Origin of the sequence: Sulfobacillus thermosulfidooxidans (assembly GCF_001280565.1) — a bacterium.
In the GTDB taxonomy this organism is placed as follows: domain Bacteria; phylum Bacillota; class Sulfobacillia; order Sulfobacillales; family Sulfobacillaceae; genus Sulfobacillus; species Sulfobacillus thermosulfidooxidans_A.
This window is the reverse complement of sequence record NZ_LGRO01000001.1, coordinates 3,101,491-3,123,607: the sequence shown is the minus strand read 5'-3', so window position 1 is coordinate 3,123,607 and position 22,117 is coordinate 3,101,491. Positions and strand designations below refer to the sequence as shown.

The window sequence follows — 22,117 nt, the reverse complement described above, 5'->3', positions numbered from 1 at the left end:
CTCTCACTCCTTTTTGCCTCATCTCACAGTACATCTTTTCGAACCGTCCGACGGCTTGCCCCTTCAGATTCTTCTAATAAAGTCTTGGCAATATTTTCAATGGATATTGCCAGAGGATTAGCTGGATCAACGACCACCAACGGTTTACCCGTGTTAGCCGACCGAACAGGTGTGACTCCACCACTAGGCATCCAATACGATACGGGAATGGGTAATAACTGACTGATTTGATCAGTTGTCATTCCCGTACCGGCACGGTTGATCACCATGCGAATTCTACCGGGTTCGGGGTATAAGGTTTGAAGTACTTTCAATGATCGAGCGACATTGCGCAAAGTGATCATTTCTGGCGTTGCTACCATCAATAAGACATCGACAAGATCCATCGCCGACAAATTTTGGTCGGACAACGCTGCCGACAAGTCACACACAGTAAAGGAATGTGTTGCCTTCAGCTTTTGGAGGATATCTTTGACGTGATGAGATTCCACCAAGTCTGCATACTGTGGATGCAACGGTGCCAATAGTAGATTTAACGGTAACCCGTCGACGGCTATGAGTGAACGCGACAACTTGTCTTCCTCAACCTCTTTAGGTGAGCCTTCAACAAGCTCACGAATCGTCACATCAGGACTATCGTGAACCATCGGACCTATGTCCCCAAACTGCAAATCTAAGTCGACGAGCGCAGTGGGTCGTTCAGATAAACGGGCTAAGCTCCATGCCAAATTGACCGCCAAGGTTGTCTTGCCAACTCCCCCCTTAGCTGAATATACCCCAATAACTCGGTGCAAAGCCGCAGCAGGTTCATCGGATTTATTCAAGGATTTCAATAATGGTGGTAATAGGGAAGAAATGGCGTCCTGAGTCATCACGTCAGCCGCATGAATAGCTAATGCGCGGCGAGTCGACTCCGCGCTCGGCGTATGAATGATTAAAATCAATGGAAATGGCTCACGTGCCAGGCGGTCTTGAAGCCCCCAACTGTCACTGAGGAGACTTTCATCAATAATCATCGCATCCAAGGATTCAACGGCCGCAATATCCACAGCTTCCCGTATACTTTCCGTAGAACCCGCAATATTGACGAACGACAACTGTCGCAACATGGAATCGATTGATTCCATAACCGGAGAAATCGCTGCCACGAGTACGCTTACCATCACCACACATCCTCACAACAAATTAACAAATTAAGGAACCGGAGTATCAAGATTATTAAGTCCATAAGGAGTGGGGCGTTGCGCCTTAGTATGCGGAGACTCAAGAGCTGCGGTAAAGCCCGATGAGTTTTGCTCAGCAAATAGGAGAGATTCAATACGAGATGGTGTCATGGCGACAATCAAATTGGGACTTTGTCCAACCGTAGGAGCAGATGGTGGAGTCATCGAACCGTTCACCGCTAACACTTTGACGTGATTCATAAAATCTTCAATAACTTTTTGCCCATTTTTCTCTGTGATTGTAATAAATAAGGCAATGTTGTCGCCCGGCATGATTAAACCATCGACCGCATTAGTTGACGACAATGGAACATCGACCGCCATGTCTTGAGGGTTAATACGGGCTGCTAATACATTGGCGGTTTTAGGGAAAAATACTTCGCTGGACACGAGAGGAACACCCGGCGAAATGGCTTCCGTTGTCCATGCTCCATTCAGAGGCTGAATAGAAGAATAGGATCCTGCAGGTACAGCAGACACTGGATAGGTTTTCACCGTAACCATACTGGACGTAATAGGTTCATAAGCAGCAATAGGTTGAGAGGCAACAAGAACTTGCACGGTAGGAACATGGGTTTTCGCATTAGCCTGTTGAATAGCGATTTGGACATAACGCGCCGAAACATAAGCAGCTACACCAATCACCACGATGCCCGCCAACAGCCAACGATTTATCCGAAAAAATGTCCCCATCCGCTTTGCTATAGCCATTTTGAATCCTCCTACACCTTCACAGAGATCAAGGTGCGACTATCCAGACGTTAGTCATAATAGTCGCACCTCAAAATATTAGGACGCATTCGTAATGTTGTTAGCAATATTGTTCAATTGATGTTTAACGGAACTTCCTAAGAAATGTAATGCTACAATGACGACCACAGCAATGAGGGCCAAAATTAAAGCATATTCCACCAACGCCTGACCGTCTTTTTCCTTAACTCGCGAAAATAATGCCAACAAAAACACCTGTAATTTCGCCAAGATAATCCTCCCATTTCATGTAAACTTTTGAGTAAAGATATTTCGAGGCAGCCAGCAAGATACAATATTTTCCTGCTTATTTTTCAAAATTCGACGAGAAGTTCCTAATTCCTTCTTTTCAAACCCAACTTTTAACGTTTTCCCCACTTGAAAAAGTTTTTTGGACAAATCTGTTCAGGCGTAGAGAGTGTTGTCGGATTTGTTCTCGTTCACTCTGTGAAATAGCGCGGAACGGTGCTAATATAGCCAATATTCCTCGCAACGCTTACAGTATACGGAACTCAACCCTAGCTTTTAGCACACCTTTTTAATGTGGACCATCGTATGGTAGTTCGACTAAAGTCTAGGTCTTTGCATTCTGCCAATCTACTAACGGACTTTGATTCATGCTACTTCGAATTGTTATAAGTCGAAGCCATTATTCACGAAACGGCGTGAATCACCCGAAACACTTAATTTGTTGGGTAGCGAGATAATTTTGGTTCATGCAATTATACGCTTTAGTGTTTTCCCCTTCTCCAAGGAGACCATGGATTTCACAAAATAGCGCTATCAATCGATTTGGCCATGGAAACAATTTACCCTAATTTCCAAACATCGGATCCTTGCGATGGAATTCTGGATATTATTGTCTACCCCAATTTATATTAGGACTAATCTTTCTCCTTCATCAATCCCCCGAATCTAGAATGAGACTACCCTTGATACTATTTCCGCAATAATTCTTGTAGTTCCGCTAAGCTTTTATGCCAATGACTAACCCCTTCATAGCATATTGCGTTTCATGGGTGTTGATTTTCCAATTTACAGTGGTTAAAATACAGAATCGATTTGTTCAACCTATTATCGTTCTTTGGACTGCCGATGCCGCAATCTATGGCTCAATTCTTTTTAGTCACCAGTGGGGGTGGCAATGATTGAATCTATAAGAATTAATGCCTGTGATGATAAAATTGGTTTTTATCCATTATTTGGTACCAAGTATGCTGTATACGATAAAGATAAGTTGGTTGTATTATTTGATGACAATGTACTGCTAACGGCATAGCGATGATCGATAGTAAAACTAAATCCAACATCCGGCTCTCCGTTCGTATTATTCATGTTATTCACGGAATCATGCGTATCATGAACGGAATCAATTGTTGCAGTAACAAATCCGTAAATTTCTACCGTTTTTGCACTATCATTGGGACATTTATTACCCGATTCGGTATTTTGATCATAGGAATGGGGATATGCCACTGGAAGAACCACCGTTTGCCCAGGATTAATGGAAGCTAATGCATGTTGCCATTCATTACTCCCGGCTTTACCCTTAATCACTTCACCGACTTGCAGTGACGCGTATTCGTTATTATTGTACCAACCAAATCCTCCATCACCAAAAATTGCACTCTTGCTGCATCCATCACCTAAACTCTTCCACGATTTATGATAGGCAATGATATTAGTTGAGGCAATTCCCGTGGTCCACGACGGCACATTTCCTGAACCGTCTCCTCTATATGCCGCATAGACTTCTCCATCTCTCCAATAGTTCTGCCAATTTCCTGTGGAGGACAAAGGATTACTAACTGGTAGCAGTAATGGTAGCACTAATCCATTTGAGATTTTAAACTGAATGGTCGCGGCGGCGGTAGCTTTTGGTGTGATATTTGCACTACCAATGCCTAAAGCACTTCCAAAGTTCATCGTTGTGGTTCCCGAAGATGTCACTTGAACATAAATAGGACTGTTAATACCGAGTTGGATACTACTAGGATTGGAACTAACTTTATCTTGAGGATTCAGAGACCCAATATAATATGTCACGGTACAGGTATTTAAGGAATTACTGTGTGCAATCGCGCTTTTGATATTTTCTTGATATATTTTCTGTGCTACGGTCGTAGGATTCGTTAAGGGTACATTAACATATCCCTGTGTATTCGAGTTTGATGAAGATACTTCCCCATTTATTTCGGCCGCGAGCGTTTGGGCAGCCGCTAATGCAGCCGCACTGGAAGCCGATTGTGCTTGATTACGCAATGCAGAAACTTTGCCATAATCGATCGTTATGGCTGCTGCACCAATAATTAATCCCATAAAAAGGATAACGATAGGTAATGATTGGCCTTTTGTATCCCGCAAATCCTTTTTATTCATAATCATCATATTTACTCCCGCGCCAACCCTTTTATTTGAATATACGCACATGATTCATCACCTGTAAATCTTTTACAGGCTAAATCCTGCATTTTCTCCGAACTTTTTTCACTTTGTGCTTTATCCTCGAAACCTGTAGAATATAAGGAAACTTGGGCGGAAGGACATCTGGCAGTGCGCAAATTAAAATTAAAAGGTATCATCTTTTTACTCACTGGGATGACAATTTTCAGCGTTTTTAATAGTCCTATCTGGGCGTCTAGTCCCATCCGATTACTCGTGACACCCAAACCTCTTCAGGCACCGAGCGAGACCACCTTTATCGTGGTCAGTGAGAAGGTGATTCCCGCAACAATTGAACTCGCATTTGATAATCACACCCATACCGTGCTGCCATTAAAAAAAGAGGCAACACATGAATATGCTGCCTCCTATCTCATTCGATCTCCTGGCCCTTTACAAGTCACCGTAGAGGATAGCCATCATCACCCCTTACTTAATCAAAGCTATATCGTATCCAAAGCCCCTTCACATTTTTTCAGCAAAGTGGTGATTGCGGTGATTTTTTTCGGAATCTCCATCTGGTATTGGCGGAGGGCTCAACGTTATACTGGTGGTCAACGCAAATAACGGGCCATTGAGTCAAACCGTATCGGGAGTCACTTGCGACTGCACCAAATGACTGGGAGACTCGGCGACATCGGTAAGCCACACCCATGCCAAATAGGCCGTAACCAATGCCTTCCCATTGGTCCGCCCGACCAACCGAAACAACCAAATCAACCGCGTCTTTATCCGTTTAGGCAATAGCGGATAGCGCACCAGGGAGCGCGACGCTAAAGCGGCTCCAAGCCACACCGCGTGCGTAACGCCCGAGACTTGTCCCGGAACAGCATCAGGCACTAACTTGCTCCACCGATTTTCGAGCATAGCCCAAATATGTTTTCGTGCGCGGCGCCGTCCCTCCTTGTTTTTCGACCAAGACAGCCGCAAACTCCACCACATTAAACGCCAAAGACTGGCATGCGATTTTAGTCCTTTCATGGTTCTCATGGTTGCTCCCCCATATCAATGTTCTCTCATGAATGAAAGATAATGAGACCGTGATAGGGATTCATTCAACCAGACCTAATATAACTATTCGTAGTGTGACCAAATTATGCTGGTGTATGCATCCAGTCCAAGAAATTTTTTCCCCGCGGGCCATTACCATGTATCTGACTGCTATATGACGCCTTCGTCCCAGAGTTTCGATTCACAAAAAAAAAGAAAACGCGGTATAATACCTAGTGAAATGCTCGGAAATAACCCCCAAAATTCCTGCTGCCAGTTCAGGATGCAGGAGATTGAAAGACCGAAACAGAAGGAGGCTTTTTGAATGGCTACAACGGTTACCAAAGACCAAGTCTTAGAAGTCCTCAAAGAGGTGACCGATCCCGAGATTGGCGTGAACGTAGTGGATTTGGGTTTGGTCTATAATGTCGAGGTGCACGATGACGGTGTTGTTCAAGTGGAAATGACATTAACCGCGCCTGGCTGTCCACTGCATGACACCATCACGCGAACGGCCGAAATGGCAATCGAAACGATCGATGGGGTTAAAGAAGCTCATGTTGATATCGTCTGGAATCCTCCGTGGACTCCTGATATGCTGACCGATGAGGGCCGTCGTCTCCTTGGCTTCTAAAATTTTTGTGAGGTGAATTTATGTTAGATCAAGCCCGGGTAATGCGCGCTTTAGAAAATGTCTATGATCCCGAGTTACATCAAAGTATTGTCGCCTTAAATATGGTTCGCAATGTCGCTATTGAACCCAGCGGTCGTGTGGCTCTTGATATTGCCCTCACGGTTGAAGGCTGTCCACTGCATCAAAAAATTACCGATGATGTCAATCACGTCTTACGTCAAGATCCCGAAGTCACCGATGTCGCCGTCAATTTAAGTGTCATGAACGAACAAGAACGGAAAAAAGCCTTTCAAAAGGCATTCGAATCGGCACAACAAAACCGCGCACCAGGGGCTACATCCGCCAAACCCAATGTGACCCCGCCCAGTACCTCCTCAAATACCCGCCAAGCCCCAGTCATTGGTCCTTTACCCGGACAAGGTCCTGCAGAGGGAATGATGTCTGATGCGAACAAGACGGTCGTCATCGGCATTGCCAGTGGTAAAGGTGGTGTGGGCAAATCCACCATCACGGCTAACTTAGCCGTGGCGCTCAGTCAACTCGGAGCTCGCGTCGGGATTATCGATATGGATATTTATGGTTTTAGTCAAGGTCGAATGTTTGGCGCTAAGGACAAGGCCCGTGTCAACGAGCAAGAAAAAATCATTCCTTGGCAAGTGCATGGTGTCTATTTAGTCTCCATGGGGATGTTTGTGGAAGAAGGACAGGCTATCGTCTGGCGTGGACCGATGTTAGGAAAAATGATGCAACAATTTTTCACCGATGTGGCTTGGCCTGAACTCGATTACCTGCTCATCGACTTGCCTCCGGGCACCGGGGATGTTGCTTTAGATATTGCCCAAAAAGTGCGCAAAGCCAAATTAGTCTTAGTCACAACGCCCCAAGAGGTTGCCACCTATGTGGCCCACCGCGCGGGAGATGTGGCCAAAAGAGCCCACCAAGAAATTATCGGCGTGATTGAGAACATGTCCTATGTGCTGTGCCCACATGGTGAACGCATGAATATTTTCGGTTCGGGAGGCGGCAAAGCCTTAGCGGATTTATTCCATGTGCCCTTACTCGGGCAAATTCCTTTGGAATCTACCGTACGTGAAGGAGGAGACGAAGGAGAGCCGGTTGTCGTATCGGACCCCGCATCGCTTTCCAGTCAGGTATTTTTGGATATTGCCACCCGAATTAAACAACAGATCGAAGAAGAAGCCGCAGGGTAACCTGCGGCTCTTGCTCGCTGGGTCGTTTAACTCTGATTGAGAGAATCAGGCCTTTAGGGTGTTGACGTTCCTTCCCGCCCATAGTTATCTTCTAACCGCACCACATCATCGAGTTCCGGTGTTGACACCTCCATCACTTCGAGGTCAGTCAGCGCAGTGAGACGATGCTTGGTCAATGGAGGAACTTCCACCGCTTCACCTGGGCCTATGCGCCTTAACTCATCATTAATTAAAATCTCAGCCTGACCTGCCACCACATACATACTTTCATGTTTCACATGATGATACTGCAAACTTAAAGACTGCCCTTGATTCACATGAATCACTTTACCCACATAGCGGTCAGTAATGGCCCACCATAGTTCGTAACCCCATGGTTTTTCAACCCGCTTCATAATGTCCACCTTCATTATTTTCGTCAAATGCCCTTGCCGATTATACCATTGGAACCTGGTTAAAAAAACCTACGATAATCTCTTTCGGCTTTTCTCGGCCCCTCATGGGGCCCGCAGTCCTCACAGGATTCGTCTGCTCGGGGGTGGCTTCCGCCCCATCGCGTGGGGATGTTTTTCCCCCACGCACCGCTCAAGATCCCGGCAGGAGAAGGATGGCAGGAAACTCCCATCGGTGTCCCGTCGGTGGTGCCCTGAGCCCCAGCGTTACTGGGCCTTCATCAAGATGCCCCGTCGCTCCTTTCGCCACGTGGTGGCGACGGGGGAAGGAGATGTGGGTCATTTAGAGAATAATGTCTTGCGATACCCTAACCAGGCACTCAAATACTGATGGTGCGATGCCAACGTCTTCGTCATGATCCGTTTAATCCGAGCCCATGCACTCCAATCATTTTTCCGATACGTGGGGTCGTTCCATTGATCGCGGTCTTGCATCCAAAGCCGCAAGGCTTTCGGAACGTTTTCCCGGCGGACTTTCAGTCCGCCGCGTCGCCCGATCACGAGGGCCGCGGCGTGATGCACGCTAATCCCGTATTGCGGCTGATACTTGAACCGCCCGATAATCGAGGTATAAGCCGGTGTGACTTTCCGCAAGCCGACGCCTTCCCGCGCGGCCTGTCGTTCGACCGCCATCAGCAAGGCCCGGTAATTAAACTGGTGCGTCACGCGGTTAAACTTGGCGCTCACATCCCGATCATGGATGAATTGCAAGTCTTCCACGACCAGTCCCGCTCCACGAGCCTGAGCCCACTGAACGGTCTCGACCGCGAGACCTCCCACCAACGCGTCGCGTTGGGTCGATCGGACATCGAAGAGACGGGGATCCCCGATCGTTGCGAAGGCGTGGGGATTGCCGTTTGGCAACACGTGACAGAGAGCTAAAAAGGTGCTATTGGTATCCACGCCCACCCAGCCATGACGCGGATCGGTCTGGATAGGCGCGGGGACTTCTTCGACGGTAATACGCACCTGATACCGTCCTTGACGTCGGAGAATTTCGACTTGATAGGGGTCGTCGGAGGCGAGCACTCGACGCAGAAGCCCCTCATAATCACGGCCATTGACTTGGCCGGTTTTCTTGGACACCTTCCGCGCAATATAGAGAGGGATTGCCAGTTTCTCATACCGAGGAACTTTGGCGTCGGGTTTGCCCGGTTTGCGGCAATCGAGAGAGATTTCTAAGATCCAATGGTCGGCCCCTGCGCAGACGCGCAGGAGGGGATTGCCCCTTTTGGTTCGATCCCCACGTGCTGACAGCCGACCATTCCGGCTCTCGTCCCATTCTTCCCGCCACGCCTGCTGGCGTGCCTGTTCGGCGATGGGGTCATCGAGAGTCTTGAACCGATCCCACCACCGTTTTTTTGTGCCAAACACCACGGGAGGAAAGGTGCCGGCCTCGACATGCTGTTGATAAAACGCTTGCTGGGCTTCTTGATGCGTGAGTTTACGTTCTTGTCCCGCAATGCGGCGGGCATTCGGATGCGGGGATGCCCGGAGTGCGGTCAACCGTTCTCGGGTTTTTTTCACGCGTTGCGTCCATAAAGTCGCCCCGTCTTTCATGGCTTGATGGCGGGCCCGAATGAGGTCTTGCGCTTCTTGCACCGCATCTTTGGCGTAACGCAGCGGCAACTCCGTTTCACTGGCACAGTGACGTTCCAAACCACCTATGTTTTGTAGTCCGCCAACCAATCGTTGAAAGGCAAATCGTAGCATGAACCCATATTTGCGCATCAAACGGCGTAACACCGTGTCCTGATCGGGCGTGACCTCGAGCAAGACACCAAAAATGGTCGTCTTCATCCGGGGACTCCTTCCTGCGCTAAGGTCGCCATCGCTTGACGCACGGTCGAGCCCATCTTTGTCCCTGCGCTTGCCATAAATGCGGGCCGAGAAGGACGTGGTAATGGCAATCAAGTCCTCCACGAGTTCCTGGGGATCGTCTTTCACCGGACTTTCTATGACGACAACACGTACGCCAAAGGCGTGCAGGTAACTTTCCAGATAAGTAAACCCGAAGCGCGCCAATCGATCCTTGTACTCCACAGCCACGATGCCCGCTTGGTGTTGCTGAGCAAGATCCAGCAACCGATGGAGACCCCGCCGTTTTTCATTCAAGCCGCTCGCGACATCGGTAAGAGCAGCCACCACAGTCCATCGCTGCTCCGCAGCGAACGCGGTTAACCGCCCGAGTTGACGATCCAAGTTCCCCGCATCTTGTTGTTTTTTGGTCGAGACTCGCGCATAGAGGAGACAACGAGTATCCCTAGCAACATCAGGAGCATCCTCGTGCATCAGGGCGCGTAAGTCCGCGACCCGATAGCGCCGATGATTCGTCACGGTACGCACCGGAATCAGGCGCCCTTCGCGTTCCCACTTCCGGAGTCCGTCGATGCTCATGCCGAGCATCTTGGCCGCCTTGCCGATGCTGACAAACTGCTCGTCCATAATACAATCACTTAATTATATTATCACATACTATCAAAGCTCATCATAGATTGACAGCAAGCAGCTTAAACCTCCTTTTTGGCAGAAATGCTATACAACAAAGGTTTTTGATAGACATCAACAATATTGAAACCGGCTTGCCTCAAGAGACGGACCATTTTGGGCAAAGGAATGAAATGCGGATCAGGCCAAAATTCAGTAATAACAAGTTTGCCGTCACGATTTAACACCCGGCCCGCTTCTTTAAGCGCTTCTACCCGGTGAGACGAGGGAATCTCCCCTAACATCGCCACCATAATCACTCTATCCATGCTGCCATCGGTCCACGGCATCTCTAAAGCATTCGCTGTGGCCAGTCCCGTTCGTGACATCAACCCGTGTTGACTGAGACGCTGTTCGGTTTTAGCAATGGCATCACTTTGAATATCAACCCCGAAAGCCTGCCCGCCTTCTCCCACCCGTTTTGCAATTTCTTCTAAAATGACACCAACGCCTGTACCGATTTCCAAGACACGCAATCCTTCTAAATTCCCTGCCAAGCGCAAGGCATCGCGGGGTCCGAAATAGGAAACCCGTAGAGGATTGGTCAGGAAAAACTGTTCGATTTGCACCGGCATCGGCTTGGGCCGCAATTTTCCATTCACCCGCACAGCAATAAAGCCTAATCCTAACGCACCTAAAAGTCCAAGACCCCATTGACGTTTCATTCGCACCGCTCCTTCTTCATCCACCAGGGCGCAGCAATATGCCACATCCCGATCTCTCTTCCCATTATCTCTTCTTTCCACCATGATAAGTCATAATCGCCATCCGCTCGCGCAATTTTTTCAATCCATCCATTATTAAACACAACAAGCCGGTATTATACCGGCTTGTTAAGAGAGCTGTAATCGACTCAATCGTTATTGTATAAAGGATTGCGCGTACGTCGCCAATTGACGAAGGTGCGGATGACATCCCAATTGACGCGGTCCTTGTATTTCTCAATCACACCAAATAAGGATTGAATCAACGTATCAGAAAGTAAGTGAGGAACGAGGCCCAAATCAATTAATTTGGTATGACGCGCGTTAAAATAATGGGTTAAAGCTTCTGTTCGGGGATCTTCCACCAGTTCGACCTTAACTTCTCCGGGATAGGTTTTGGCCACAAGTTCCGCTAATTCTTTAATTGAAAATTCTTCCGTAAACTGATTAAAGACCCGGTATTCGCCACGCTCCGGGGGATTTTCTGCAGCAATTTCAATGCACCGTACGGTGTCGCGAATGTCTAATAATCCCCGTTTTTGTTCCCCTACACCATAAACCGTCAAGGGATGTCCTAAAACCGCTTCGATACAAAACCGGTTAAGAACTGTCCCAAAGACGCCATCGTAATCTAGACGGGTGGCTAAATCGGGATGAAGGACGGTTTGTTCGGTTTCTACCCCATACACAATCCCCTGGTTCAAATCCGTGGAGCGAAGACCAAAGTTTTTACATGCAAAGAGGATGTTATGACTGTCATGGACTTTCGATAAGTGATAGAAAGAACCCGGCTGCTTAGGGTAGGGCAAAATGTCTTTTCGCCCATTATGCTCGACTTCTAAAAATCCTTCTTCAATATCAATATTTGGGGTGCCATATTCACCCATGGAGCCAAGCTTGACCAAGTGAATGTCCGGATTTAAATCCGCAATCGCATAAATCACGTTGAGGGTCCCGACAACATTATTAACCTGTGTGTACACGGCATGTTCACGGTCAATCATGGAATAGGGCGCTGAACGTTGTTCCGCATAATGCACTATCGTGTCAGGCTTAAATTCTTCAATCATGCGATATACAAAACCGGCATCGGTCATGTCGCCTACATACACGTTAATTTTGCGGCCGGTTATGTCTTTCCAGGTTTTTACCCGTTGCTGGAGCGATGCAATGGGAACAAGGCTTTCCGCGCCCAATTCGTAGTCATATTGGCGGCGGACAAAATTATCTGCCACTGCAATATCGTGGCCTTGGTGTGAGAGATAGATAGCTGTCGGCCAGCCTAAATATCCATCTCCCCCTAAAATCAAAATTCTCACGCAATATCCTCCTACGTTAATAACAATTTACGAAATTCTGCTCAAAACATTATAATATGACATTGGATTCCTGCCAAATAAAGAATATAGCTCAGTTGCTGTCTAAATCATAGATACGCCCTCGTTCCGGCAGCCAGCGTTTGGTTCCAGGCGGAGGCCATAATCGGTCCGGTTCTTGCGAGTGCAAAGGGAACACAATGTCAGGATGAATGATCTCCAATAACTCACGTAAACCATCGGGGCTCGCATGCCCTCCCGTCCCAATCGGCCAAAAAGGGGTGTGGACATACCGCAACCAATCTTGCAATACTGGCCATAAAGGATCAAAGGTGCCCAATGGAGCACCATTGGCATGCACAAAGACTGACCTTGGACCTAGCGGCAAATCGAGCATTAAGGGCCAATCAGATGGATTTAATTGCAACACATAATGTGCGGAGTTTTTCCTGATGTCCGGCAGACTCTCTTCGCTCATGGCTCCTACATCGAGTCCCATCGCCTTAAGAAATGCTGCAGTCGACCTGGACCATAAAATTTCGCGGTGATGTGCATGGACAATCTTAATAAAAGCTTCGATGCGTTCAAGATTGCGCGGATAGATGGTCAACAGAACAAGACCGGGAGTGTTTTCCAAAATCTTAGCAAAGTCCTCGTCGACCTCATGTTCGGTGCGAACGGGGTCTTTAAATCCAAAGGACAGGGTGGTTCCTTCAATAACGAGAGCCTTACAGCCCTCGACTTTGTGCGCAAAGTGCAAACTTTTTTCGGGATGCCTGCCGTGTAAACGAATGTCCCCAGTAAAAGCCACTATCCCACTGTTTGTGGCCACACTGTATCCTGAAGCCCCAATGATATCGTGGTCCACATCATAACGCATCACCGTAAAGGGTCCAAAGGTCAGGGTGTGCTCTGCTTCTAAAGGGCGAAGCTTCGGCCAATGTCCCTCCAAATCTTCCCCCGCTTCGTGCGCTGCACGCATAATCTCTATGGTATCAGGAGATGCCCAAATGGGAATGTGAGGATCGATATAACCGGTAAGGCCAATATGATCGAGGTGCGCATGAGTGATAAATACGGCGGTTTTGTGATCATTCCCCACTGCCAATCCATCTATTCCCTTGGAAAAATCCGGATCGTAGATATGGGGTATCCAGGGCGCGTCACCTGTTAACAGGCGATCAGACAACGCATGTGCGGGGCGTGGCACAATACCTTGCCGGTACAATCCTCCCCCGGGATTAAATTCCAAGCCAAAATCTAACAGTACACGCCATCCGTCTTGCTCAATGACAATTTTGCTCGAACCAATGACCCCGACGCCGCCAAAAAATTGAATGGTCGCCATATTATCCGTTAGTCCCTTCCTTAATGCGTTGTACCCAGGTGCGAATATGGGGATAAAGTTCTTCTAATGCCGTCACCTTAAAGGTGGCAGGTCCTGGAAAAATTCGGCGAGGACTAATATGCCCCGTAATCCATCCGTGCTGAATTCCTGGCGCAATATCGTTATTATAATGGTCCCCAATGCTAAAAATCTGGTCGGGTGCATAATCATTATGCGTAATTTCCGATACCAATGTGATGAGTCCTTCAGGCTTTTGGGCTGCGGTTTTGATGACATCAAAAAGACCGATTAGACCGAGCTGTTCCAATAAGGGCTTGGCCGCCTCATCAGGACTATTACTGGCAACAGCCAAAATAACCTGCCCTTTGAGATTAGAGAGAAATGGCTTAAGATCCCAAGGCAATTCCAGAGGGCACTGTCCGCTTAACATATACCGCCTGGTCGCCATAAAGGCTTCCTGCCACTGCTCTGGCGTTAAACTTTCGCCAAAGGGCTCCATGAGACGCACAACCGCTTCCCAATTATCGGAAGCTTCCACCGTTTGACGGCCTGTCAGATGGTTCTCTACCCGCTGTAAGTAGGCTTGACCTATCTCCGGGGGTAAAAACCGGCTGACTTGCTCAGCATAATACCAATACGGCGCATCGCCCCGGTACAATGTTCCGTCCAAGTCAAAAATGATTAAAGGTTTTGCCAACACATCAAGCCTCCTTGGCCGTTCAAGAGAATTTGTGATAGTGTCAGAGGTATAAAAACTTTGTCAACGAGGGTACAAGTCCGTGCATGAGCACTCACATCATACTGTAACCATATCCCGACTAAAGTGGGCACTCATTCTCACCATCATTGTGTTCATCGTGGAATTTCTCGGAGCCTTATCCAGCCGCAGTTTGTCCGTCCTTTCTAATGCCGTGCATCTTTTAAGCGATGTCGGTGCCATGGCGCTTGCCTATTATGCGGCCCGCATTGAAAATAATCCCCCTACCAAGCAACTGAGTTACGGATATGCACGCAGTGGCATCTTGGCATCATTGATTAACAGCTTAATTTTAGTCATATTAGCCATCGGACTCATTGTTGCGGGCATTTACCGGTTAATTCGTCCAGAACCCGTGATGGCCCAATCCATCATTTGGCTAGGATTGGTTGCTTTCCTCTTTAATATTCTGGTCACATTACTCCTTATGCCAAACGATATCCATGACTTGAATCTCCGTGCCATGTTCTGGCACGCTGCCAGTGACGCAGCAGGATCATTAAGCGTCATGGTTTCCGGATTCTTGATTCTGTGGACCCACTTTAACGGCTTCGATCCTCTCGCTGGTATGCTCATTGGCGTCATCTTGTTCAAAGCGGCCTTAAACATCAGTCGTCAGAGTGTCAACATCTTGATGGAAGGAACCCCCCCTGGCGTAAAACCTCAAGACATAGAGCACGCGCTTTTGACAATTCCCCGTGTGCACGAGGTCCATCACCTTCACATTTGGGCTTTACGCTCCGACTACAATTTATTATCCGCCCATATCCTCATAGACAATGTTTCCGTCCAGGAAGGACAAGAAATTCTTGCAGCCATTGCCCACTATCTGCAAGATCATTTTCCTATCCACCACGTCACCATTCAGTTAGAAACCCAACAACATGATCATGTGGATGATGATTGTCACCCCCATTTGCCCCCTCATTCTGAAAAGGACTAGCACATATTGTCATAACTCGCATAGTCTACAATAAAAAGCGAGAAAGGGTGAAGGGGGCATGTCCACACCCAATCAAGAAGATTATCTGGAAGCGATTTGGCGATTGACCGAGCAAAAAGGCTACGCCCGCGTTTCGGACATTGCTGAATGCCTCCATATCAGCCAAGCTTCCGTTAGTAAAATGATTCGCAAATTGAAAGAAGAAGGGTGGCTGGAAGTCGAACGGTACCGCGGCCTCTCGTTAACGTCTAAAGGCATGGCGGAAGGGCGGCTATTATTAGCCAGACACCAAATTCTGGAACGCTTCCTGCGCCATCTTGCTATTTCCGACCCCAAAACAGTCTATCATGATGTCGAAGGCATCGAACATCATTTTAGTACCGAAACCTTGGACAGACTTTCTGCGCTTGTGTCCTTTATTGATCAAAATCCGACATGGTGGAACAAATTTCTTGCGCAATTGTCATCTTTACCCAAAGCATAACCCCTGTGTCCTTTGATAAGATAAAGCTTGATTCATAAACGACTAGCTTTCTTCATGAATGATCGGTAGGGGGATTTAGGGGAATGATATCACAGTCAAAACGGCGTAAACCAGCACCCGCCACACCGTGGGGGGCCGTCATTTTAGCTTTCCTGTTAATCGTATCGGCATGGATTAACCAACAGTTTTTTTCGCATCCCTCACATCATGCCCTCTCCGCTTCCCCAACACGCATTACTCCTATCAAAACCTTATACACCGTGGAACCCGGTCCTGAAGAGACACCAGCCTTACCCTTTAAAATTGGAGAAAGCTCGGGAATTCTTTGGAATCTTAATACCCACCAATTATTATGGCAGCTTCATCCCCATACTCCAGGCCCCTTGGCTTCCACCACCAAATTGATGACCATTTACTTGGTGCTGCATCATCTTCCCCTTAACCGGGTCATTACGATCAGTCCCCAAGCTGCTGCCACGACCGGGTCCGACATTTTTATGGCACCGGGAGAACATTTTACCGTGAAACAGCTTCTCTATGGTTTAATGCTCGCTTCAGCCAATGATGCCTCTGTCGCCCTAGCCGAAAATCTGGCCGGTTCTCGCGCGGCCTTTATTCAAGAAATGAATCAAGAAGCTAAGGCGCTGGGAATGAAAGGCACACATTATGCTGATCCGGACGGCCTCTCTCCCCAATCCGTCGGCACGGCCTGGGATTTGTCGATCATTGCCGAACAAGATTTACGTAACCCCTTATTTCGACGCATTGTGGATACGAAGGTCACAGCATTACCCCATAATCCTGTGGTTCGAAACCTCAATGGTCTCTTGTTCATCGATCCGTCGGTCATTGGCATCAAGACAGGGTGGACAACCCAAGCAGGCTTCAACTTGGTATTTGCGGCGACTAGGAAAATCGACGGGCACTCAGTGACTTTGCTGGGAGTGATTCTTCACGCTCAATATGGCTTTCCGCCGGAATATCAAGATGCTGAAAAGATTCTCAACTGGGGTTTTCAGCAAGTGGCGTTACAAATGAGCCCACCACGGCATGACATATGAGGAGCGAGCTTTGAGCGGCACCCACGAGCTCTTAGGCCATCTTTGGGCTTCAATGCGAACATATCCTAAGACCTGACCTGCATGCCATGAAGATCCGAGTTTCTTCAGGCGGTACTGGAGTGTGGCGTCTTCTCCCACATCAAATGCTCCCAAAGGTTGTGATGTGTATAAATCGAGCGTCGTTGTCGTCAAGATACGGTGAATATTAAGGACGACAACCGTTTGCCCAGCGTGAATTAAAGGTGACCACGCGGTATGAAACGCTGTGTTCAGTAACTGCGCCGTATCATGAAACATCGGATTAAATGCAGGTTCTCCCAAAACAACGCCGTAAACAGTTAATGGACTGCCATGCTCTCTTCGGGTCGCGCCAAAAACGAGACAACTGCCTGCCCAAGGTGTCCATCCTGTCTTAACCCCGATGGCTCCCGGATAGGTCCATAGCAATTGGTTCAGATTCGTCAGCACACCAAAGGCGGTTTTATGGGTTTTCGTTCGGACCAGCCGGCGAAACTCTGGGTTTTTCATCACATGCTGGGTCAAAATCATCAAATCCGCCGCCGTCGAATATCCCTCATGATTCACCCCGTCTGGATCCACATAATGGGTGTGATTCATATGAAACCGGCGAGCTTGTTCGTTCATCGCAGCAATAAAGCGCTCAGGGTGGTTATCCGTTGCTGCGCGGGCCAATACCCACGCCGCATCATCTGCGGATGGGAGCATCAATGCCCACAGCAAATCCTGAACACTCACAATCTGTCCACGGGATAAGGGAACTTCGCTATCCGCTTTTAACAATCCTTGGCGGTCATTGAGAACTTCTTGCGCCGTAATCGTGATGTTCCGGGTTAACGGCATCATCTTGTTCTCTAGGGTCAAATAAGCCGTCATAATTTTGGTGGTCGACGCAATAGGACGCTCTTCTTGGGCATTTTTTTCAAATAAAACCGGTCCCCCGGCGACTTGAATTTCACAACTTCCTGCCACCGTATGCCACGGACTCGGCACATCGGGAAGATGATATATTTTGGGAACTTGAAGACTTGGCGTAATCTGTTTGATCTGTTCTAACCGCGGAGCGAGAACGATCATTCCTCCCCCCATCAACACCGCTATCAAAACCGTGACCCACATCATGCGGGTAAAAGTCCATCTCAGGTACGAGCGGCGTTGTTTTTGCATGGATCGCATGTCGTCTTGATCACCTGCACTCCCGTCTCATCTTATTTGACGACACCATCCAACCAATCCATCAGATCATGCAATTCCTCTTCAATAACCTCATGTCCCATCGTATAAGAACGAAATGTTATCGCAATATTATGACGACTTAAGATATCATGAGCTGTTTGTGCCAGGGCATAAGGCAAGATCTGATCATCAAGACCATGTCCCCAAAAGATGGGAAGACGGCGCCAAGCTGCGTTGGGGGAAGGGGGATTAGGTAAATATCCGCTCAACACGCTGACGCCGCCAATTTCTCGCAATGGTTCGTAAAGACCTAGATGAAGCGCCATCACTGCCCCTTGACTAAATCCGCCCACGATCACTTGGTGGGGAGGAACATGGGGAAACCGAAGTGCAAGGCCCCCAAACCATTTTTTCAACAGCGCTAGGGCTTGAGCCATTTCATCAAAATCTGGGGATTGCAAAGATTTTAAGGCATACCAGCGAAATCCGGAACCTTCGCGGAACGGGGCCCGAATAGTGACCACGGCCCATTTGGGATCAATATAGGGTCTAATCGCCATTAAGTCCCTTTCATCGGATCCAAAACCATGCAATAAAACTAAAAGGGGATGCTCTTCATCTTGTAGAACAGAAGGCGATGACAAAAAATGTAAATCGGTGACTCTATTCATCACGTCACTCCCTTAATGTCCTACAAGAATCTGCACTAAACTTTTGGTCGTGGGACCCGGGGGAAAGATCACAAAAAGCATCAAGAACACGGCAAGGCCGGTCAGCGCCGAGACAAACCAAAATGTTGCCGTCCAGGGCGCAATTTTCTTGTGTTTATTAAACCGGGCTCTTAACGCCCAACGCAACGTGATCACGCCCATCACTGCCGCAGCCGTCGCCAAAATAACATGAAACTGCAAAAATACTTGATACGGTGCATTATATTTTTTCGGCCCGCCAAAATATGTATCACCAATGGTAAAAGTGCTCAAGACATAACTCACAAAGAAAGCGGCACCCAAACTCGCGCCAGTTAACATAAATTTGCGGTGTATATCGATGCGCTTGTGTCGAATAAAATACCATCCAAAAGCGACAACGACTGCACTCGTAATCATTAATAATTCATTAAAAAGGCCCCAATATCCTGCAATACCCATCAGTACGTCTCCGCCTTTCTTTTACATCCTGTCTCATTCATCATGATCAGCCAGATTACACTTGTCAACTAGCCCTTCTTGCCAATGTTTGTTCGGTTCTGATCTTCATGCATTTCAAAAATCGATGGGCATTATGTCTAATACTCGTGTTATGGCATGACATATTTCGCCTAGATTATTTTACACTTTGAGTGTCGTGAGAAATTGACTTAACCCTTCCATATACACTTGTTGATTGTGATAAGTTCGCGTCGGAAATGGCAAGACCAGAACATGAGGCGTGATGCCCGCATAGAGGATGGCCTGGGTTACGGCATGTTCTAAACTTTTCATGACAACAATAATCGAATGCGGACGGTATTGAGCCAGGCGATCGGCGAGAGAGGGAATCCAGCGAATCCGCGCGTGTTGACGATCCGATTCCTTCAAATAGCCAATGCTTTCACACGCCAAATTATCCAGAAAAAATCCATGCTGTTGAAACCATAAAAAGAATTCCTGGGGCGTTTGACCAATTTGTTTGTCAAAAACGCGCAAAAATGCCTGGTAGGTAAAACGAAATAATTGCGAATTCCCCAAATAAAAAAAGCGTTGACCCGTTGATGGGGATTCCGCAACAAATAATGTCTCGATTTGTTGCGGACGGTATGTTTCTCTTAGTCCTTTCCAAAGCTCTTGATCCATGAAAACACCTTCTTTACGAATCGCCCCTCTTTTCTTTATTGTAAGCCTTTACCTCTTCAAACCGCAAAAAGCCGTTTGAGATGTTGGGCAAGATGTTTACACGACACGCTGAAAAAGAGCCGGGGCGATAGCGACCAAGCCATATGCTTGGGCATCCAAAAGTGTTTCCGTCGCTCCAATAAAGAGAAGGCCCCCAATTTTCAGTGAACTCACCAAATTTTCTAATACGCGGCGACGTGCCTGTTGAGAAAAATAAATCATGACGTAGCGACTCATTACAAGCTCGAAGCTTTGTGGATAGCCTTTATCGGTGAGCAAATCATGATGGGCCCAGTGAATATCGTGATGCGCCTGCTGAACTAAGGAGAAAGTATCATCGCTGTTTTGTCGCCACCAATCCCGGTAAGGGTCAAGTAAAGGCGTTAAGCTTTCTTTAGGAAATCGTAACAATTTCGCTTGCTCCAGAGTCATGACATCGGTATCCGTCGCCCAAATCTCCCAGTGGTGAGCGTGACTTTGCTCCATCAACCAAAATGACGCTGGCTCTGCTCCCCACGAACATCCCGCGGACCATGCCTTTCCCTCTGTCAAACCTCTGTCATGAAGTGCGGTGGCTAAGCGTTGCCAGTACGGCGGATCACGAAAAAATTCACTGACGTGAACCGTTAAGAAATTTTTTAACCGGGCTGCCATGCCGGGCTGATGGCGCATAGCTTCGATGAGGGCTAATAAATCCGAATAGCCTTCACGCAAAAGAAAGCCTTTAAGCCGCCGTTCCACTTGATCCCGTTTATAGTCCGCTAAGACCAACAAATTTTGGTGATCCACATATCGGACAAATTCATGCCACTGGGCATCAGGAAATTCCAAGCTCAGGATGAATCACCTCATTTAGCCAGCTACCTATCTCATCGAGTGTGCCAACCATGTCACCCGCTCCTTTATTTAATGCGGCTTGAGGCATGCCCCAGACGACTGCCGTTGTTGGATCTTGAACGATAACCGTTCCGCCCGCTTTATGACATTGATAAGCCGCTTCCGCACCATCTTCGCCCATCCCGGTCAAAATAGTGAAACACAAATCCTGTCCAAAGGCTTTGACGCCATCAAGGGCTGTTACATCGATGGCAGGTATGACTCCGTGTAACCGGGGTCCTGGTTCACTCCAACAAGCGTGTTCATTCAAACGCAGGTGATATCCTCCCCGGGCCAAAATAATCTGGCCCGGCTCCCATAGCATTTTTTGAGGAGCCAACGGCGATTCCCGTACTGGCACCCCAATAATTTGACCAAGCCGCGCGGCCAAGGACGTGGTAAAACTGGCGGGCATGTGCTGAACAATCACAATGGGAATCGACCATGGCGCACGAAAATACTTCACAACCCGGGCAAGAGCTTTAGGTCCTCCCGTCGAAGCCCCAATAATCAAGAGCCTGGCGTGAACCCAGGACTGCTTCGGCAAAGAGGAATGCGCGACTTTAACCATGCGGTTGGCATAAGGAGTCTTTAAGGCCTCATATTTCGCGATGATTTGATCAATGATTTGATCGAGTGGCTGAGCGGGAGCTGGTTTGCCGACAAAATCCGAGGCACCGGCGTCCAAAGCTTGCCAGGTTAAATCGGCCCCTCCTTGAGTTTGACTGGACACCATAATAATGGGACCATCCCATTTAGTCCGTAAGGCTTTAACGGTTTCAATGCCATTCATATGGGGCATAAGAACATCCATCGTAATAAGATCGGGGACGAAATGGGACAACTGGGTCAATGCTTCTTCCCCGCTCCCGACGGTCAGCACATCCCATCCCCGATGTTTAAATCGGTCCTTTAATACAAACCGGGCATAGGCTGAATCGTCCACGATCATGACAGCGGGCATAAAGTCCAATACTCCTTTTTGATCAATCAGTTAGAAATGAATAAATCCCTGTTAGGACAAGACTTTGCTCAGTGAAGCCAATACGCGTTCGGGCTCGTAGGGCTTGACAATAAAATCCTTGGCACCATTTTGAATAGCTTGAATGACCATTGCTTGTTGGCCCAAGGCTGAAACCATGATAACTTTGGCTGTGCTGTCCATGTCTTTGATAGCTTTCAAGGCATCAAGACCACTCATCTCAGGCATAGTAATATCCATTAACACACAATCCGGGTGGATCGCCTGGTATTTTTCCACCGCTTCTTGGCCATTAGCAGCTTCTTCCACGTCATAACCTTGTTGGGTTAATAATTTTTTTAACCTAAGCCGCATAAATGCCGCATCATCTACAATCAGTACCGTCATCC

General features: G+C 47.8%; 24 protein-coding genes. 6 read left to right on the top strand and 18 right to left on the bottom strand.

The features are described 5' to 3' along the window. Positions 1 to 23: 23 nt before the first annotated feature. The 4 genes from AOA63_RS15185 to AOA63_RS15170 all read right to left on the bottom strand — a co-directional run bounded on the left by AOA63_RS15185 (position 24) and on the right by AOA63_RS15170 (position 4,337). Positions 24 to 1,163 (bottom strand): AAA family ATPase, encoded by a 1,140-nt coding sequence (locus tag AOA63_RS15185; RefSeq protein ID WP_053960502.1) that lies wholly within the window; start codon positions 1,161 to 1,163, stop codon positions 24 to 26. A 30-nt stretch (positions 1,164 to 1,193) separates the two neighbouring features. Then, positions 1,194 to 1,934 carry a Flp pilus assembly protein CpaB gene (gene cpaB / locus AOA63_RS15180; protein WP_053960501.1) on the bottom strand — a complete coding sequence of 247 codons (741 nt, stop codon included), beginning with the start codon at positions 1,932 to 1,934 and terminating at the stop codon, positions 1,194 to 1,196. Positions 1,935 to 2,012: 78 nt separating this feature from the next. Further along, complete coding sequence (locus AOA63_RS15175; protein ID WP_082344016.1) at positions 2,013 to 2,204, bottom strand: Flp family type IVb pilin; 192 nt, start codon at positions 2,202 to 2,204, stop codon at positions 2,013 to 2,015. Between the two features lie 960 nt (positions 2,205 to 3,164). After that, positions 3,165 to 4,337 carry a pilus assembly protein TadG-related protein gene (locus AOA63_RS15170; protein ID WP_171822738.1) on the bottom strand — a complete coding sequence of 391 codons (1,173 nt, stop codon included), beginning with the start codon at positions 4,335 to 4,337 and terminating at the stop codon, positions 3,165 to 3,167. Between the two features lie 189 nt (positions 4,338 to 4,526). Between AOA63_RS15170 and AOA63_RS15165 the strand changes: the two genes are divergently transcribed. After that, a complete protein-coding gene (locus AOA63_RS15165; RefSeq protein ID WP_053960499.1) occupies positions 4,527 to 4,982 on the top strand; it encodes a hypothetical protein in 456 nt (151 codons plus the stop codon). Positions 4,983 to 4,994: 12 nt separating this feature from the next. Here the strand turns inward: AOA63_RS15165 and AOA63_RS15160 are convergent, their stop codons facing one another. Continuing rightward, positions 4,995 to 5,405, bottom strand: a complete 411-nt coding sequence (locus tag AOA63_RS15160; protein ID WP_053960498.1) for a hypothetical protein — start codon at positions 5,403 to 5,405, stop codon at positions 4,995 to 4,997. A 325-nt stretch (positions 5,406 to 5,730) separates the two neighbouring features. On the opposite strand from AOA63_RS15160, the gene AOA63_RS15155 reads away from it, so the two are divergent. Both AOA63_RS15155 and AOA63_RS15150 read left to right on the top strand, forming a co-directional pair. Continuing rightward, positions 5,731 to 6,039 carry a metal-sulfur cluster assembly factor gene (locus AOA63_RS15155; RefSeq protein WP_020376087.1) on the top strand — a complete coding sequence of 103 codons (309 nt, stop codon included), beginning with the start codon at positions 5,731 to 5,733 and terminating at the stop codon, positions 6,037 to 6,039. Between the two features lie 20 nt (positions 6,040 to 6,059). Then, positions 6,060 to 7,250, top strand: a complete 1,191-nt coding sequence (locus AOA63_RS15150; RefSeq protein ID WP_053960497.1) for an Mrp/NBP35 family ATP-binding protein — start codon at positions 6,060 to 6,062, stop codon at positions 7,248 to 7,250. A gap of 53 nt (positions 7,251 to 7,303) precedes the next feature. Here AOA63_RS15150 and AOA63_RS15145 read toward each other — a convergent pair whose 3' ends face one another. From AOA63_RS15145 to AOA63_RS15120, 6 genes are all read right to left on the bottom strand, one after another. Further along, complete coding sequence (locus AOA63_RS15145) at positions 7,304 to 7,645, bottom strand: cupin domain-containing protein (RefSeq protein WP_053960496.1); 342 nt, start codon at positions 7,643 to 7,645, stop codon at positions 7,304 to 7,306. Positions 7,646 to 7,981: 336 nt separating this feature from the next. Next, complete coding sequence (locus AOA63_RS15140) at positions 7,982 to 10,147, bottom strand: IS607 family transposase (RefSeq protein ID WP_053960495.1); 2,166 nt, start codon at positions 10,145 to 10,147, stop codon at positions 7,982 to 7,984. A 65-nt stretch (positions 10,148 to 10,212) separates the two neighbouring features. After that, the gene (locus AOA63_RS15135) at positions 10,213 to 10,854 is read right to left on the bottom strand and encodes a class I SAM-dependent methyltransferase (protein WP_053960494.1); all 642 of its coding nucleotides are present in this window, start codon (positions 10,852 to 10,854) and stop codon (positions 10,213 to 10,215) included. A 188-nt stretch (positions 10,855 to 11,042) separates the two neighbouring features. Then, the gene (locus AOA63_RS15130; RefSeq protein WP_053960493.1) at positions 11,043 to 12,212 is read right to left on the bottom strand and encodes an NAD-dependent epimerase/dehydratase family protein; all 1,170 of its coding nucleotides are present in this window, start codon (positions 12,210 to 12,212) and stop codon (positions 11,043 to 11,045) included. Between the two features lie 91 nt (positions 12,213 to 12,303). Beyond that, entirely contained in the window at positions 12,304 to 13,557 is a 1,254-nt protein-coding gene (locus tag AOA63_RS15125) for an MBL fold metallo-hydrolase (protein ID WP_053960492.1), read from the bottom strand. Between the two features lies 1 nt (position 13,558). After that, a complete protein-coding gene (locus AOA63_RS15120; RefSeq protein WP_171822737.1) occupies positions 13,559 to 14,254 on the bottom strand; it encodes an HAD family hydrolase in 696 nt (231 codons plus the stop codon). A gap of 82 nt (positions 14,255 to 14,336) precedes the next feature. Between AOA63_RS15120 and AOA63_RS15115 the strand changes: the two genes are divergently transcribed. The 3 genes from AOA63_RS15115 to AOA63_RS15105 all read left to right on the top strand — a co-directional run bounded on the left by AOA63_RS15115 (position 14,337) and on the right by AOA63_RS15105 (position 16,802). After that, complete coding sequence (locus AOA63_RS15115) at positions 14,337 to 15,257, top strand: cation diffusion facilitator family transporter (RefSeq protein WP_053960490.1); 921 nt, start codon at positions 14,337 to 14,339, stop codon at positions 15,255 to 15,257. Positions 15,258 to 15,315: 58 nt separating this feature from the next. Next, positions 15,316 to 15,741, top strand: a complete 426-nt coding sequence (gene mntR / locus AOA63_RS15110; RefSeq protein ID WP_053960489.1) for a transcriptional regulator MntR — start codon at positions 15,316 to 15,318, stop codon at positions 15,739 to 15,741. Positions 15,742 to 15,824: 83 nt separating this feature from the next. Further along, a complete protein-coding gene (locus tag AOA63_RS15105) occupies positions 15,825 to 16,802 on the top strand; it encodes a D-alanyl-D-alanine carboxypeptidase family protein (protein ID WP_053960488.1) in 978 nt (325 codons plus the stop codon). On the opposite strand, the gene AOA63_RS15100 is transcribed toward AOA63_RS15105, so the two are convergent. The 7 genes from AOA63_RS15100 to AOA63_RS15070 all read right to left on the bottom strand — a co-directional run bounded on the left by AOA63_RS15100 (position 16,770) and on the right by AOA63_RS15070 (position 22,115). After that, a complete protein-coding gene (locus tag AOA63_RS15100; RefSeq protein WP_242848349.1) occupies positions 16,770 to 17,996 on the bottom strand; it encodes a D-alanyl-D-alanine carboxypeptidase family protein in 1,227 nt (408 codons plus the stop codon). The genes AOA63_RS15105 and AOA63_RS15100 overlap by 33 nt on opposite strands. A 32-nt stretch (positions 17,997 to 18,028) precedes the next feature. Further along, positions 18,029 to 18,667, bottom strand: a complete 639-nt coding sequence (locus tag AOA63_RS15095) for an alpha/beta hydrolase (protein WP_053960487.1) — start codon at positions 18,665 to 18,667, stop codon at positions 18,029 to 18,031. 12 nt (positions 18,668 to 18,679) lie between these two features. Beyond that, positions 18,680 to 19,147: a DUF420 domain-containing protein gene (locus tag AOA63_RS15090; protein ID WP_053960486.1), complete on the bottom strand. Its 468-nt coding sequence runs from the start codon at positions 19,145 to 19,147 to the stop codon at positions 18,680 to 18,682. A gap of 180 nt (positions 19,148 to 19,327) precedes the next feature. Then, the gene (locus tag AOA63_RS15085) at positions 19,328 to 19,831 is read right to left on the bottom strand and encodes a hypothetical protein (RefSeq protein WP_053960485.1); all 504 of its coding nucleotides are present in this window, start codon (positions 19,829 to 19,831) and stop codon (positions 19,328 to 19,330) included. Between the two features lie 96 nt (positions 19,832 to 19,927). Further along, positions 19,928 to 20,701: a CheR family methyltransferase gene (locus AOA63_RS15080; RefSeq protein WP_053960484.1), complete on the bottom strand. Its 774-nt coding sequence runs from the start codon at positions 20,699 to 20,701 to the stop codon at positions 19,928 to 19,930. Continuing rightward, the gene (locus tag AOA63_RS15075) at positions 20,688 to 21,710 is read right to left on the bottom strand and encodes a chemotaxis protein CheB (protein WP_053960483.1); all 1,023 of its coding nucleotides are present in this window, start codon (positions 21,708 to 21,710) and stop codon (positions 20,688 to 20,690) included. The genes AOA63_RS15080 and AOA63_RS15075 overlap by 14 nt, the downstream gene beginning before the upstream one ends. A gap of 51 nt (positions 21,711 to 21,761) precedes the next feature. After that, positions 21,762 to 22,115, bottom strand: a complete 354-nt coding sequence (locus AOA63_RS15070) for a response regulator (protein ID WP_053960482.1) — start codon at positions 22,113 to 22,115, stop codon at positions 21,762 to 21,764. Positions 22,116 to 22,117: the final 2 nt, after the last annotated feature.